The sequence below is a fragment of the Mixta sp. Marseille-Q2659 genome (assembly GCF_940807255.1).
In the GTDB taxonomy this organism is placed as follows: domain Bacteria; phylum Pseudomonadota; class Gammaproteobacteria; order Enterobacterales; family Enterobacteriaceae; genus Mixta.
The window spans coordinates 14,076-28,943 of record NZ_CALNWY010000038.1 but is presented as its reverse complement, the minus strand read 5'-3'; the positions used below and the strand labels follow the sequence as shown (position 1 = coordinate 28,943).

The window sequence follows — 14,868 nt, the reverse complement described above, 5'->3', positions numbered from 1 at the left end:
ATTGGTGATTGGTCAGCGGCGGGTTGGCCGTTTCGTAAAGACGTCGTCAATCCATCCCTGGAGCCTCCGCCGCGTCATCCCTGACGCGGAGGCTTTACTACGCGGCCAACCCGCCGCTTCCTTAAGCTTTGGCGTTGTCTGCTCGCCGCTTTTCTGGCTTTGGAGCCCGTCTGCCTGCCGCTAATTCAACTTCGGTACTGTCTGTTCGCCGTTAATTCAATATTTTCCCGAATAGGTTAAGTCAAAGCACCGATGTCAGGGGAGTGGGAGGGCCAGGGCCAGGAGGCGGACCTCCCGCGGCAGGGAAGGCGCGGGCGGAGGCGCCATGGATGGCTTCATGCCGTTCCGCCGATGGACCCGGTCCTCTTGCGACCGGCACCGAACCCAGTCCCAGACTGGCACCGAACCAGCCAGCAAACGCCGTCCCTCCTGCGACTGGCACCACCTTCGTTCCAGCCTTACTCCGCTCTTCAGCGACCATCACCGAACCAGCCTAAAACCAGCCGCAGGTCGGCTCCGTACTCTCTATTGCCACTCAAACTTATCTGCATCGCGCCAGGCCGGGAAACGTGTGCGGTACGCATTCAGATCCTCCAGCGAAAGCGCCGCATCCAACACGGCGGGCTGATGCGCTTCACCGCGCGCCAGCACAACGCCCTGTGGAGAAATAATCTGACTGTCGCCGCTATAACGCAGCGCATTGCCATCCTCGCCCACGCGGTTACAACCGGCCACATACGCCTGATTCTCAATCGCGCGCGCCATCAACAGCGCCTGCCAGTGATGACTGCGCGCCTCCGGCCAGTTAGCCACATACAGCGCCAGATCGTAATCATCGCGGTTGCGCGAAAACACCGGGAAACGCAGGTCATAACACACCTGCGGCAAAATACGCCAGCCGCGCCACGCCACCACTTCCCGTTGGATGCCCGCAACATAATGATGATGCTCATCGCCCATGCGAAACAGATGCCGCTTATCGTAACGGTGAACGCGGCCTTCCGGCTCCACCAGCAGAAAACGGTTTACCGCGCCTTTCGCCGTCTGCAATGCCGCGCTGCCGCCTACCATCGCATCCAGCCGACGCGCATGCGCTTGCAGCCAGGCGATCACCCGATCCTCCGGCAGCGACTCGCGCGCCGCCTCCATCGCAAAACCGGTCGTAAACATCTCCGGCAAAATAATCACATCGCGCCCGCCCAGCGGCGCCAGCAATTGATCAAACCAGGCGAGATTCGCCTCGCCATCCATCCAGACTAACGGCTGCTGTAGCAGCGAAATATTTAAAGTTGACACAGGCGCTCCGCGGCGGCGAGCAGGGTACTTTCCTGCTTGGCAAAACACAGACGAATCAGACGATGAGGAAACGCATTGGCGCAAAATACCGACAGCGGAATTGCCGCCACGCCGACCTTCTCCGTCAGCCAGCGACAGAAACTCACATCATCCAGATCGGAAATCGCGCTGTAATCTGCCAACAGGAAATAAGTCCCTTCACAGGGCAAAATCTCCAGACGACTGCTGGCCAGCGCCTGCACAAAAAGATCGCGGCGGGCGCGATAAAAATCGGGCAACTCCCGATAATGCTGCGGCTCAGTGCGCAACATATCCGCCAGCGCCAGCTGCGCCGGCGTATTTACCGCAAACGTCAGATACTGATGTACCTTGCGGATCTCATGGCTCAACGCCGCAGGCGCCACGCAATAACCCACCTTCCAGCCGGTCATATGGAAAGTCTTGCCGAACGACGAAACGGCAATGGCGCGCTCCCGCAGCTGCGGATGCGCCAGTACGCTGTGATGACCTTCGGCGGTGAAACAAATATGCTCGTACACCTCATCGCTCAGCACATAAATCTCTTTATCGGCGATCGCCTGCCAGAGCGCGGCAAAATCACTTTTCTGCCAGACCGTGGCGGAAGGATTGTGCGGCGTATTCAAAATTACCAGGCGGGTGCGCGGCGATAACAGCTGCTCAAACGCCTGCCAGTCAACGCGGAAAGCAGGCGGCTGTAACGTTAAACACTTGATCTCGCCGCCCGCCAGCGTCACGGCGGGCGCATAGCTGTCATAGCTGGGATCGAAACAGATGACCTCATCGCCTGGACGCACCAGCGCGGTAATCGCCGCATACAGCGCCTCGGTCGCGCCAGCGGTCACGGTAATATCGCTGTTGGCGTCGGGACGATGTCCGTACAACGCCACCGTTTTATCGGCAATCGCCTCGCGTAGCGCCGCGACGCCGGTCATCGGCGCATACTGATTCGCGCCCTCGCTGACATGATGCGCCAGCCGCTGCTGCAAATAGCGCGGGCCATCGAAATCGGGAAAACCCTGCGAAAGATTGATGGCGTTATGCTGCTGCGCCAGCGCGCTCATCTGCGTAAAAATAGTGGTGCCGAGCAACGGCAACTTGCTTTCTGGAATCAATGATTTATCAAGCATAACTGGCTCACCTTAAGGACGGGTTGCGGCCCGATGTTACGGCTGTGTTGAGCCACTATAATCATGATGTTAGTATTTGGCAATCAAGACGGGTAGACGTCTAAATGCGACATTCCCTGCGGGCAAAAAGGATCACTATGACGGCAACTTCACAACTGGCGCAGCTGGTAGCTGCCTGCCACTGGATTGGACAACAGGGCTGGGCACCGGCGACCGGCGGCAATATGTCGGTGCGCGCCGGAGAGGGTTTTTGCCTGCTCAGCGAATCGGGCAAAGATAAAGGCAGCCTCACCAGCGACGATTTTATTGAAGTGGAGATCGCCAGCGGCCAGGCGCCGTCAGGGCGCAGGCCTTCCGCTGAAACCGGCCTGCACACGCTGATCTACCGGCTTTTCCCGGAGGCGGGCGCGGTGCTGCATACCCACAGCGTCAACAGCACCGTGCTGTCGCGCCTGGAAAAAAGCGCACTGTTGCGCATCCAGGGCTATGAAATGCAGAAATCCCTGAGCGGACAGCAGAGCCATCTGGATACCGTTGAAATTGCGCTGTTTGATAACGATCAGGATATCGCCGCGCTGGCGACGCGTATTGAGACGTGGGCAAAACAGCGCTCGCTGCGCTACGGTTTCCTGCTGCGCGGCCACGGTTTAACCTGCTGGGGCAAAGATGTTCAGGAAGCGCGCCGCCACCTGGAAGGTCTGGAATTTCTGTTTAACTGTGAAATGCAGCGCCGCCTGCTGGAGAGAGTATGATTCGCGCCATTGTTACCGATATTGAAGGCACCACCAGCGACATTCGCTTTGTGCATGATGTGCTGTTCCCCTGGGCGCGCCAGCACCTGGCGGACTATGTGCAAACGCACGCCGCCGAACCGGCGGTCGCGGAGGCGCTGAACGCGCTGCGTCAGGAAATCAGCCAGCCGCAGGCGGATACCGAACAGCTGATCGCCGTGCTTTACCGCTTTATGGATGAAGATCGCAAATCCACCGCGCTGAAAGCGCTGCAGGGCATGATCTGGCGCAGCGGCTATCTCAACGGCGACTTTACCGGCCACCTCTATCCCGACGTGTTACCCACATTAAAAAAGTGGCGCGAACAGGGGATTTCCCTGTACGTTTATTCGTCTGGTTCGGTTGCTGCGCAAAAGCTGCTGTTCGGCTACAGCGATTGCGGTGATATTACGGCGCTGTTCAGCGGTTACTTTGATACGCACGTTGGCGCGAAACGCGAGGTAAGCGCTTACCAGAATATTGCCCGCCAGATTGACCTGCCTGCCCGCGAACTGCTGTTTCTGTCCGATATTCGTCAGGAGCTGGATGCCGCGCAGCAGGCCGGTTGGCACACTTTGCAGTTAATTCGCGGCGAGGCGGATAATGAGAGCGCCCATCGCCAGGTAAACCGTTTTGATCAGATTACGCTGGAGCTGTTTTCCTTATGAGTGAATTGACCATCTATACCGAGACAGAAACTAAAGTGCCGGTCTGGCACAGCACCGATCCTGAGGCGATTCGTGAGCAGCTGAACGCGCGCGGCGTCCGCTTTGAGCGCTGGGAGGCTAACCGTGAGCTGGGCGAAAATCCCGATGCGGAAACTGTGATTAACGCCTATCAGCATGCCATCGATCGGCTGGTGGCGGAAAAGGGCTACCAGAGCTGGGATGTGATCAGCATGCGCGCCGATAACCCGCAAAAAGAGGCGCTGCGCACTAAATTCCTGGCGGAACATACGCACGGCGAAGACGAAGTGCGCTTTTTTGTTGAAGGGGCCGGGCTGTTCTGCCTGCATCTGGAAGGGCGCGTTTATCAGATCCTGTGTGAGAAAAACGATCTGATCTCCGTGCCTGCAGGCACGCCGCACTGGTTTGATATGGGATCGAATCCGCATTTTACCGCGATCCGTATTTTCGATAATCCGGAAGGTTGGATCGCCAACTTTACCGGCGATCCGATTGCCGTCACCTATCCGCGCCTGCCCTGATACTTAATGCGGCTGGAATCGACCAGCCGCCACTTCCTCAGGCGTCACCACGCCGGTATCTAACACCCAACCGCTAATTAACGCCGCTGGCGTCACGTCAAACGCCGGATTCCATACCTGCGCGTTTTCCGGCGCCCACTGCACCTGACCAAAACTGCCCGCGACGCCGGTGATTTCGGCGGCGGCGCGCTGCTCAATAGGAATGGCGCTGCCGTCGGGACAGTGCGGATCCAGCGTGGTATGCGGCGCGGCAACATAAAACGGAATCTGATGAAAATGCGCCAGCACCGCCAGACTGTAGGTGCCGATTTTGTTGGCGACATCACCGTTGGCCGCAATGCGGTCGGCACCAACCCAGACGGCATCCACCTGCTTTTGCGCCATCAGCGTTGCCGCCATCGAATCGCAAATCAGGCGATACGGAATGCCCAGCTCGCCCAGCTCCCAGGCGGTTAACCGGCCGCCCTGCAACAGTGGGCGCGTCTCATCTACCCAAACCTGCTCGATTTTTCCTTCCTGAAAGGCGTGCGCGATCACGCCAAGCGCGGTGCCGACGCCAGCGGTGGCCAGCCCGCCGGTATTACAGTGCGTCAAAATCCGGCTGCCGGGCGCGACCCGTTCGCTGCCGGCGCGCGCTATGTTGTCGCACAGGATCTTATCCTCTGCCACCAGCCGCAGCGCTTCCGCGCTTAACGCCGCCACGTAATCTTCCTGCGCCAGCGCCAGCTTCATACGGTCGAGATTGTTCATCAGGTTTACGGCGGTCGGACGGGCGGCGCGCAACACATCCAGCGCCTGCGCCAGCGCCGCTTTTGCCATGCCGTTTTCCGCCAGCAGCGCCAGCAACAGACTGGCAGAGAGGCCAATCAACGGCGCGCCGCGCACGCGCAGCGCATGAATATGCGCAACTAAAGCCTCAACGCTACTGGCATCCAGCCAGGCTTTCTGCTGCGGCAACGCCTGCTGATCGAGGATCCACAGCCGGTTATCACGCACCCGCAGGCTAGTGGTCTGAAGAGTTTGCATAAGGGTAAATTCCATGTTGCGTTAGTGCTGCGTATTGTGCCAACATGCGGAACGGAAGTATAGACGTCTGAACGGCTTTTACTACAGATTTGCAGAGGATACGGATAATGTCGCACTACCGGACGTTCACAGCCGCCGATGCGGTGGAATATGCCCAACAATTTGGCGGACTGAGCGAGCCTTCTTCGCTGGTAAGGGCCGAGGAAGTGGGCGACGGCAATCTTAATCTGGTGTTTAAAATCTACGATCGTGACGGCATCAGCCGCATTGTAGTGAAACAGGCGCTGCCTTACGTGCGCTGCGTTGGCGAATCCTGGCCGCTGACGCTGGATCGCGCGCGGCTGGAGGCGGAGACGCTGGTGGAGCATTACCAGCACTGTCCGCAGCATACGGTAAAAGTGCTGCATTACGATGCGGCACTGGCGGTAATGGTGATGGAAGATCTCTCCAGCCATCGCATCTGGCGCGGCGAGCTGGTGCAGGGACGTCACTATCCGCAGGCGGCGCGACAGCTGGGTGAATATCTGGCCCAAACGCTGTTTCATACCTCTGATTTTTATCTGCATCCGCACGAGAAAAAGGCGCGGGTAATCCGCTTTACCAATCCAGAGATGTGCGAAATCACCGAAGATCTCTTTTTCACCGATCCCTATGAAGATCATCCGCGCAACAGTTATCCGGCGCAGCTGGAGGCAGATGTGGTTGCGCTGCGTAATGACGATCGGCTGCGTAACGAAGTTGCCGCGCTGAAGCATCGCTTTTTCTCCCATGCTGAGGCGCATCTGCACGGCGATATTCACAGCGGTTCGGTTTTCGTGGCGGAAAACAGCCTGAAGGCCATTGATGCCGAGTTTGGTTATTTTGGGCCGGTAGGGTTTGATGTTGGCACCGCGCTGGGCAATCTGCTGCTGAACTATTGCGCGCTGCCGGGCCTGGTGGCGACGCGCGAAGCCGCCGACGGGCGCGAGCAGCGCTTACAGGATGTACGCGAGCTATGGCTGACGTTCGCCGAGCGCTTTCAGGCGCTGGCCGCAGAAAAAAGCCGCGACCGCACGCTGGCCTGGCCGGAGTATGTCGGCACCTATTTAAAAAAGGTATTTGCCGACAGTATCGGTTACGCCGGTAGCGAGCTGATCCGCCGCACGGTTGGCATGTCGCACGTGGCTGATATGAAAACCATTCAGGATGAAGCGATGCGCGTTGAATGTATCCGCCACGCCATCAGCCTGGGCAAAACGCTAATCGTTGCCGCGTCGCATATTGATAATGTCGACACGCTGATCGCACGCATTCGCCAGAACGGCTAGGTTTTTCATCAGAGATTTGTATTGATGTTCCCTTAAAAAAGATGCGCTTTAATCGGTGATTAAGGCGCTTTTTTTATTGCTTTGGTTTGATTAAAGGTTGCCCGAACTGGAGATACCCTTTTTTCTGATGTGTTTTTAAGCGATTGATTTTAAATAATTAAATCTAGGGGTTTAAAAAAGGTTTTTTGAAGGTTTTGAGGTTAAGCATTTATTCTATAAGCGGTTCGCGCTAATCTGCGTCGTTCACTGCCGTACAGGCAGCTTAGAAACCATCGCCCCAAGAAGAAAAGCCTGAGCATAATGCTCAGGCTTTAAGTAACACGCTCTACATTACCGTCTAAAATGTGTTTTGCTGTGTATAGCCTTTCTTTTTATTTGCCGTCAGGCTGCTTCTTGCCGTCAGGCTGCTTCACTCTTTCGCAGCGACGACTGTTCCTGCTTTACCGGCTGGGTAGCCAGCGCATCCGCCTCAAACTCATCGACATTAATTGAACGCAGACGGCTGGCTTCGGCGCGAATCAGCACTTCCGCCTCCTGCTGAGTAATCCAGCCTTCCTGCAGACCGCGCTGCGCCAGTTCATCAAGGCGAGTGAAAGAGAGATGCTTTTTCAGCTGTTTGCACAGACGATCGTGGATGACTTCCGCTGCCATCACATCCTGCAACGCTTCTTCCAGCTGTCCGGCGGGATTATGCTCGCTCGGCGTCAAATACTGGCCGCGACCCAGGCGCGAACGCGTGGCGGACGGAACCTGCAACAGCTTCGCCAGCTGATGATCGAGGCGATCTGACGGCGCGCGGCAGTGACGGCCCGCCGGGAAAATGACGACCCGTAGCGTCGCCGCCACCGCTGCGTTAGGGAAATTACGCAGCAGATCGTCAATAGCATTTTCCGCCTGATTCAGCGCATCCTGTACGCCCCAGTGCAGCAACGGCAGATCCGCTTCCTGTCGGCCTTCGTCGTCATAGCGTTTTAACGCGGCTGATGCCAGATAAAGCTGACTCAGAATATCGCCCAGGCGCGCCGAAATACGTTCGCGTCGCTTCAGGCTGCCGCCCAGCACCGACATGGAAACGTCTGACAACAGTGCAAGGTTGGCGCTAATACGGTTCAGATGCTGGTAATAGCGGCGGGTCGCATCGCGCGTTGGCGTTGCGCTGGTATAGCCGCCGGTAATGCCCAGCCACAGGCTACGCACCAGATTGCTGCCAACATGACCAATGTGGCGGAACAACGCACGATCAAACGCGGGCAAATCGTTACGTTCGGCGGCGGCCATCTCTTGCAGCACGTACGGATGACAGCGAATCGCGCCCTGACCAAAGATAATCATGCTGCGCGTCAGAATATTCGCGCCTTCCACGGTGATGGCGATCGGCGCGCCCTGATAAGCGCGGGCAAGGAAGTTACTCTTGCCAAGCATAATGCCTTTACCGCCAGCAATATCCATCGCATCGATAATCGCGCGCTGGCCGCGATGGGTGCAGTGATATTTTACAATGGCCGACAGCACCGCCGGTTTTTCACCCTGCATAATGCCGTAGGTAATCAGGCTGGCGGCGGCATCCATCACGTAGGCGTTACCGGCAATACGCGCCAGCGGCTCTTCGATCCCTTCCATCTTGCCGATAGAGACTTTGAACTGGCGGCGAATGCGCGCGTAAGCACCCGTGGCCAGCGCCAGGCTTTTCAGGCTGCCGGTGGAGTTGGAGGGGAGGGTAATGCCGCGTCCTACCGACAGGCATTCAACCAGCATGCGCCAGCCCTGACCGGCCATTTTCGGACCGCCGATAATGTAATCAATCGGTACGAAAATATCTTTGCCGCGCGTCGGGCCATTCTGGAACGGCACGTTAAGCGGGAAGTGGCGCTTGCCGATCTCCACGCCCGGCGTATGGGTTGGGATCAGCGCGCAGGTAATGCCGAGTTCTTCGGTATCGCCCAGCAAATGTTCGGGATCATAAAGCTTAAATGCAAGGCCCAGTACGGTGGCGATCGGTGCCAGCGTAATGTAGCGTTTGTTCCAGGTCAGGCGCATGCCCAGCACCTGTTGCCCTTGCCATTCACCCATGCAAACCACGCCGGTATCAGGAATGGCGCCCGCATCGGAGCCTGCTTCCGGGCTGGTTAAGGCAAAGCAGGGGATCTCATCGCCCTGCGCCAGACGAGGCAGGTAATGATTTTTCTGTTCATCGGTGCCGTAATGTTGCAGCAGTTCGCCAGGGCCGAGTGAGTTCGGCACGCCAACGGTAATTGCCAGAATACCGGAAACGCCCGCCAGCTTTTGCAACACACGCGATTGCGCATATGCAGAGAACTCCAGCCCGCCATACTCTTTTTTGATAATCATGGCGAAGAAGCGATGCTCTTTCAGGTAAGCCCACAGCTCCGGCGGCAGGTCAGCCATTTCATGCGTGATCTGAAAATCATTCGCCATACGGCAGGCTTCTTCTACCGGGCCATCAAGAAAGGCTTGTTCTTCTGCGGTCAGGCGCGGCTGCGGGTAGTTGTGCAGCTTTTTCCAGTCGGGATTGCCGCGGAACAGATCGCCTTCCCACCAGGTGGTGCCCGCGTCGATAGCCTCTTTTTCGGTGCGGGACATCGGCGGCATCACTTTACGGAAGGTACGCAGCATCGGCGCAGAAATCATGGATCGACGCATCGATGGCAAATTCAATGGCAGTAATATCAGCGCCAGCGGAAGTAACAGCCATGGCGTCCAGAGGTCGCACAACGCCATGGCCGCCGTCCACAGCAGCAGAATAGCGCTGCTGACCGGCAGCGAAACGCGGTGCCAGAAAAGCGCGCCGATCAACGCCAGCGTCGCGAGAATGCTAAGAACCATCATAATGAACCGCTCCGTAAGAAGTAAGAGGTCTGACCTGTTGGTCTGTGTACAGGTTTAAAGCAGTTATGATTACTTAGCAATTAGGTAACATAATAATTACAACCTGGCTCACACTCCGGCCGCATCATTAGTTAAGGGATGGGAATCTTTACTAACTGGCTTAAGGTTTTTGGCTGCGGCGGGTTTGTTTAGGCGAGACAGCAGGAAAGCGTAATGTGAGGGGAGGAGATAAGAAGTGAATAGAAACCCTTTTTTTGGGTGGTTTTATAAATTGTTGATTAATATAGGCGTGTACGGATGGCTGTAAAAAAGGGTTTATTAAAGGAGACTGAAATAAAAAGTTTAAATTCAGTGGGTTAGGTTTTATTATCAACAGTTCACTGCCGTACAGGCAGCTTAGAAGAGAGGAAAGGGCGCTAGCCTGGTCTTTTGCTGGTTCACTGCCGTACAGGCAGCTAATAAAACCGACTTACCATTAAGTCGGCGCGGTCTCAGCTTTGCCGCGTAACGCTTTGCGACCCGTTATCATTTCGGTAAACTTGCGCGGACTCTTTCTCATCCAAAGGACATCCCTATGTACCAGGATATTATTCGTTCAGAACTTAACGAAGCAGCGGATACGCTAAATAAATTCCTGAGCGAAGACGCAAATATTCATGCGATTCAGCGTGCTGCGGTGCTGCTTGCCGACAGCTTTAAGGCGGGCGGCAAAGTGCTTTCCTGCGGTAACGGCGGCTCGCACTGCGATGCGATGCACTTTGCGGAGGAGCTGACCGGCCGCTATCGTGAAAACCGCCCTGGCTATCCGGCGATCGCCATTTCTGATGTAAGCCATCTTTCCTGCGTCAGTAACGATTTCGGCTACGACTACGTTTTTTCTCGCTACGTTGAAGCGGTAGGGCGTGCGGGCGATGTCCTGCTGGGCATCTCCACTTCAGGTAACTCAGCCAACATCATCAAAGCGATTGAAGCCGCGCGTGCGCAGGGCATGAAAGTGATCACCCTGACCGGTAAAGACGGCGGCAAAATGGCCGGCAGCGCGGATATTGAAATCCGTGTGCCGCACTTTGGCTATGCCGACCGCATTCAGGAGATTCATATCAAAGTGATCCATATCCTGATGCTGCTGATCGAAAAAGAGATGGAAAAAAAGTAAACCTGTAACCGTTGCCGCGTCAGCCCTGGCGCGGCTTCTTGTGCTGAGCAAGCTTTCCGTCTGCAAACCGTTACTCCCGCTGCGTGTCCCCGCCTGATTCGTTATAATCGACACTTAACCGTGCCGGAGGCCCCGACTATGTGTGAACTGCTCGGTATGAGCGCTAATGTCCCAACTGATATTTGCTTCAGCTTCACCGGACTGGTGCAGCGCGGCGGCGGCACCGGGCCGCATAAAGATGGCTGGGGCATCACCTTTTATGAAAATAAAGGCTGCCGTACTTTTAAAGATCCGCAGCCCAGCTATAACTCGCCGATTGCGCGTCTGGTACAGGAATATCCCATCAAATCTTGCTCCGTGGTCGCGCATATCCGTCAGGCGAATCGCGGCCAGGTGTCGCTGGAAAATACGCATCCTTTTACCCGTGAGCTGTGGGGCCGCAACTGGACCTTTGCGCATAACGGGCAACTGAGCGGCTATCGTCAGCTGGAGACCGGCAACTTTCGTCCGGTTGGTGAAACGGATAGCGAAAAGGCGTTCTGCTGGCTGCTGCACAAGCTGGCGACGCGCTATCCGCGCACGCCGGGCAACTGGCCTGCAGTGTTTCGCTATATCGCGGAGCTGGCGGCGGAACTGCGTCAGAAGGGCGTATTCAATATGCTGCTGTCGGACGGGCGTTATTTAATGGCCTATTGCTCGACCAATCTGTTCTGGATTACGCGCCGGGCACCTTTTGGTAAGGCAAAGCTGCTGGATCAGGATGTGGAGATCGATTTTCAGAAGCAGACCACGCCGAATGACGTGGTCACGGTGATTGCCACTCAGCCGTTAACCGGCAATGAAACCTGGCACCGTATTGCGCCAGGCGAATGGCAATTATTTTGTCTTGGAGAGCGCCAGGAATGATTCGGAAGCGGCAGGCGTGCCGCTGACTGGCGTGCCGTTCATCACATATCTGCCGTTATTCACCGCAACCGTTGGCGGCTGGCGATGTTGAACAAAATAAGCGTAGCCCGGCTGTAGCTCTTTCCAGAAGCTGGCATAGTAAGAGTTACGGTGGCGCTGCATATTGCTTTCGGTCATGCGGAACGGATAGATACTGATTTCTACTTCCGGCTGGCCGTTGCGTAGCGCGGCGTTTACATAACTGAAAATTTCATCCATGTAGGCGTTAGTCATGGCATAGCAGCCAACAGAAACGCAGGCGCCATGGATCATCAGATATTTCCCGTCATAACCCTGCTGGCGATCGTACTGGTTAGGAAAACCAATATTGATGGCGCGGTAAAAACGGCTGTCCGGCTTAAGCTGATTCAGCTTGACGCTATAAAAACCTTCCGGGCTTTTGAAATCGCCCTGACGACGTTTTGGGCCCAGACCGCCAGAAAAATTACAGATGCGATAGCTGTCGAGCAGACGGAACTCATTACCGATCTTGCCATACAGTTCCAGCGTGCGTTCTTCTTTGAAAATCTGAATATAAACCGGTGTACCTAATAACTGCTTCTTTAACTCTTTGCTGACTGGAGCCAGTGGCTGAACTGGTTCAGGCGCGCTTGCCATGCTGAGGGCTGGCAGAAGAATCATCGCAAATAACAGTGCGATTTTGCCCATTCTTTTTCCCTTGATAATTAGGGGGTTAAACTGCAACGCCGAACGGCGTCTCTATCTTGCATAATCGGATAATTCCGCTATCGCTGCGCAACATTATCACTGTCTATTTTTTTATCAAGATGCCAGCTAATAAATAGCTGCGTTTCCAGAGAAAGCCCGCAAATTGCCGTGTGCAATTACATGATATTCATCGCGCTCCGCCATTGAAACCTTGTCGCCCGGCTGTATACTTATCCAGTGTCTGCGGAGGGGATATGCGCAAAATCATTCATGTCGATATGGACTGCTTTTACGCTGCGGTGGAAATGCGCGATAACCCCAGCCTGCGTGATATTCCGCTCGCTATTGGCGGCAGCCGTACGCAGCGCGGCGTGATCAGCACCGCGAACTATCCGGCACGTAAATATGGCGTGCGCAGCGCGATGCCGACGGCGACAGCGCTAAAGCTGTGTCCGCATTTGACGCTGTTGCCGGGGCGCTTTGATGCCTATAAAGAGGCCTCCGCGCATATTCGTGAAATTTTTGCGCGCTATACCACTCGCATTGAACCGCTTTCGCTGGATGAGGCCTATCTTGATGTGAGCGACAGCCCGCACTGTTATGGCTCGGCCACGCTGATGGCGCGGGAAATTCGCCAGACCATCGCTCGTGAGCTGGATCTGACCGCATCGGCAGGCGTCGCGCCGATTAAGTTTCTGGCTAAAATTGCCTCCGATCTGAATAAGCCCAACGGCCAGTATGTGATTACGCCGGACGAGATGCCGCAGTTTCTGCTGACGCTGCCGCTGGCGAAAATCCCGGGAGTGGGAAAAGTGACGGCAAAGAAGCTGGAAGATTTAGGGCTGCAGACCTGCGCCGATGTGCAGAACAGCGATCTGGCGATGCTGTTAAAGCGTTTCGGCAAGTTTGGCCGGGTGATTTGGGAACGCAGCCACGGCATTGATGAGCGCGAAGTGATTACTGACCGCGAGCGCAAATCGCTCGGCGTAGAGCGCACGCTCTCGGAAGATATTCATCACTGGGAGCAGTGCCTGGAGATCCTTGATTTTCTTTATGACGAGCTGGAGCGCCGGTTAACAAAAATCAAGCCGGATCGTCATATTGCGCGTCAGGGCGTGAAGCTTAAGTTCAGCGATTTTCAGCAAACCACGCAGGAACATGTCTGGCCGGTGCTGAATAAAGAGGATTTGGTGGCGGTGGCGAAAGAGGCGTGGGACGAGCGGCGCGCCGGACGCGGCGTGCGGCTGGTGGGCCTGCATGTGACGCTGCTTAATCCGCAGCTGGAGCGGCAGCTGGTGCTGGGGCTGTAGCTGCTGTTAGCCCAGTTCTGGCAAGCCATCAGAAAAGTGCTGAGCGCCCGCCCGACGCTGCGCAGGTAAACCGGCCCGGCGGCCGGTTTTTCCACCTTACTTTTTCCCGTACTTCGCCTCCAGCGTGGCGAACCAGGGCGCGACGAAATCACTGCTTTCGCCCCAGCCGGGAATGATTTTATTCAGGGTCGCCACGTTTACCGCCGTCTGCTGGCCGTTCAGTGCCGCCTGGTCAATGGCCGATGCTTTAAACTGATAGCTGGCGGGCGTAGCTTCCCCGGCGATTTTCTGGGCCAGCAGGCGCATATTCACCGCGCCGATCAGCTTGCTGTCCACTGCCACGGTCTGTCGCCACGGGCTGCCGGGCTGCTTCATCAGCTGCAGATCCTGGTTGGATACGTCGATGCTGTAGAGCTTGATTTCGGTGCGGCCATTCTCCTGCAGCGCTTTATAAGCGCCCTGGCTGAAGGCATCCCACGCGCCCCAGATGGCATCGATCTGGCCTTTCGGGTATTTCGCCAGGATCGCGCCGATCTTATTGGCGGTGTCGCCCTGTACATCGGAGGAGACGGCGCCGATCGACTCCAGCTGATGAATGCCGGGGTGTTCTTTCAGCAGTTTTTCATAAACCACCTGGCGGCGCTCCATCGGCGGAAAGCCGGCGACCCAAAGCTTAACGATATTGGCCTTGCCGTTGAAATCTTTGATCAGCTGGCCCAGCGACAGCGCCGCCAGCGAGGCGTCATCCTGCGCGCTCACCGTCACGCCGGGAATAGCGGTGTCCACCGGCGTATCGAAAACCGCTACCTTGATACCGGCGTCGGCGATGCGTTTCACCAGTGCGGTAGCGTAGGGCGCTTTGCCGTGCGATAGCAGAATGCCGTCATACTTCTGGCCGATCGCCTGATTGACGAAATCCTGAAAACGCGCATCGTCGCCGTTGCTGAGGAAGGTGCTGACCTTAAAGCCGAGCTTGCGTCCCTGCTGGATCGCCCCGGCAACAAACTGGGTTGTGTTGTCGTCGGAGCCGAGGTTACGGATCACCGCGATACGGATTGGGCCGTCGTGGTTGGCGATGGCCGCTGGCACCGGAGCGGGAGTGGCGGCCATGACTGGCAACGCGCTCAGCAGGCTAACGGCGATCAAAGAGAGTGCGAAAGATTTCATTATTATTTACCCTGTCAAAA

At 56.4% G+C, this 14,868-nt stretch carries 13 protein-coding genes; 7 read left to right on the top strand and 6 right to left on the bottom strand.

Features of this window, described 5'->3' with window-relative positions:
* Positions 1–525: 525 nt before the first annotated feature.
* Positions 526–1,296: an amidohydrolase gene (locus P3C52_RS18800; protein WP_275556431.1), complete on the bottom strand. Its 771-nt coding sequence runs from the start codon at positions 1,294–1,296 to the stop codon at positions 526–528.
* Positions 1,284–2,444: a pyridoxal phosphate-dependent aminotransferase gene (locus tag P3C52_RS18795; protein ID WP_275556430.1), complete on the bottom strand. Its 1,161-nt coding sequence runs from the start codon at positions 2,442–2,444 to the stop codon at positions 1,284–1,286. Before P3C52_RS18795 ends, P3C52_RS18800 begins: the two co-directional genes overlap by 13 nt.
* 137 nt (positions 2,445–2,581) lie before the next feature.
* Here P3C52_RS18795 and P3C52_RS18790 point away from each other — a divergent pair, with 137 nt between their 5' ends.
* The 3 genes from P3C52_RS18790 to P3C52_RS18780 are packed head-to-tail and all read left to right on the top strand — an operon-like array spanning position 2,582 to position 4,421.
* Complete coding sequence (locus tag P3C52_RS18790) at positions 2,582–3,196, top strand: methylthioribulose 1-phosphate dehydratase (protein ID WP_275556429.1); 615 nt, start codon at positions 2,582–2,584, stop codon at positions 3,194–3,196.
* Complete coding sequence (gene mtnC, locus P3C52_RS18785) at positions 3,193–3,882, top strand: acireductone synthase (RefSeq protein WP_275556428.1); 690 nt, start codon at positions 3,193–3,195, stop codon at positions 3,880–3,882. Before P3C52_RS18790 ends, mtnC begins: the two co-directional genes overlap by 4 nt.
* The gene (locus P3C52_RS18780) at positions 3,879–4,421 is read left to right on the top strand and encodes an acireductone dioxygenase (protein WP_275556427.1); all 543 of its coding nucleotides are present in this window, start codon (positions 3,879–3,881) and stop codon (positions 4,419–4,421) included. Before mtnC ends, P3C52_RS18780 begins: the two co-directional genes overlap by 4 nt.
* A 3-nt stretch (positions 4,422–4,424) precedes the next feature.
* Here the strand turns inward: P3C52_RS18780 and mtnA are convergent, their stop codons facing one another.
* Entirely contained in the window at positions 4,425–5,447 is a 1,023-nt protein-coding gene (mtnA, locus tag P3C52_RS18775) for an S-methyl-5-thioribose-1-phosphate isomerase (RefSeq protein ID WP_275556426.1), read from the bottom strand.
* Positions 5,448–5,554: 107 nt separating this feature from the next.
* Here mtnA and mtnK point away from each other — a divergent pair, with 107 nt between their 5' ends.
* Complete coding sequence (gene mtnK, locus P3C52_RS18770) at positions 5,555–6,754, top strand: S-methyl-5-thioribose kinase (RefSeq protein WP_275556425.1); 1,200 nt, start codon at positions 5,555–5,557, stop codon at positions 6,752–6,754.
* A gap of 399 nt (positions 6,755–7,153) precedes the next feature.
* On the opposite strand, the gene fadE is transcribed toward mtnK, so the two are convergent.
* Positions 7,154–9,601, bottom strand: coding sequence for an acyl-CoA dehydrogenase FadE (gene fadE, locus P3C52_RS18765; RefSeq protein WP_275556424.1), 2,448 nt, complete (start codon positions 9,599–9,601; stop codon positions 7,154–7,156).
* Between the two features lie 574 nt (positions 9,602–10,175).
* On the opposite strand from fadE, the gene lpcA reads away from it, so the two are divergent.
* Positions 10,176–10,757 (top strand): D-sedoheptulose 7-phosphate isomerase, encoded by a 582-nt coding sequence (gene lpcA / locus P3C52_RS18760; protein ID WP_084971004.1) that lies wholly within the window; start codon positions 10,176–10,178, stop codon positions 10,755–10,757.
* A gap of 138 nt (positions 10,758–10,895) precedes the next feature.
* On the top strand, positions 10,896–11,663 hold the full coding sequence (locus P3C52_RS18755; RefSeq protein ID WP_275556423.1) for a class II glutamine amidotransferase: 768 nt from the start codon (positions 10,896–10,898) through the stop codon (positions 11,661–11,663).
* Here the strand turns inward: P3C52_RS18755 and dpaA are convergent.
* Positions 11,634–12,371, bottom strand: coding sequence for a peptidoglycan meso-diaminopimelic acid protein amidase (gene dpaA, locus P3C52_RS18750; protein ID WP_275556422.1), 738 nt, complete (start codon positions 12,369–12,371; stop codon positions 11,634–11,636). The genes P3C52_RS18755 and dpaA overlap by 30 nt on opposite strands.
* A 254-nt stretch (positions 12,372–12,625) precedes the next feature.
* Between dpaA and dinB the strand changes: the two genes are divergently transcribed.
* Positions 12,626–13,681 (top strand): DNA polymerase IV, encoded by a 1,056-nt coding sequence (gene dinB / locus P3C52_RS18745; RefSeq protein WP_275556421.1) that lies wholly within the window; start codon positions 12,626–12,628, stop codon positions 13,679–13,681.
* Positions 13,682–13,777: 96 nt separating this feature from the next.
* On the opposite strand, the gene P3C52_RS18740 is transcribed toward dinB, so the two are convergent.
* Complete coding sequence (locus tag P3C52_RS18740) at positions 13,778–14,848, bottom strand: sugar ABC transporter substrate-binding protein (protein ID WP_275556420.1); 1,071 nt, start codon at positions 14,846–14,848, stop codon at positions 13,778–13,780.
* Positions 14,849–14,868: the final 20 nt, after the last annotated feature.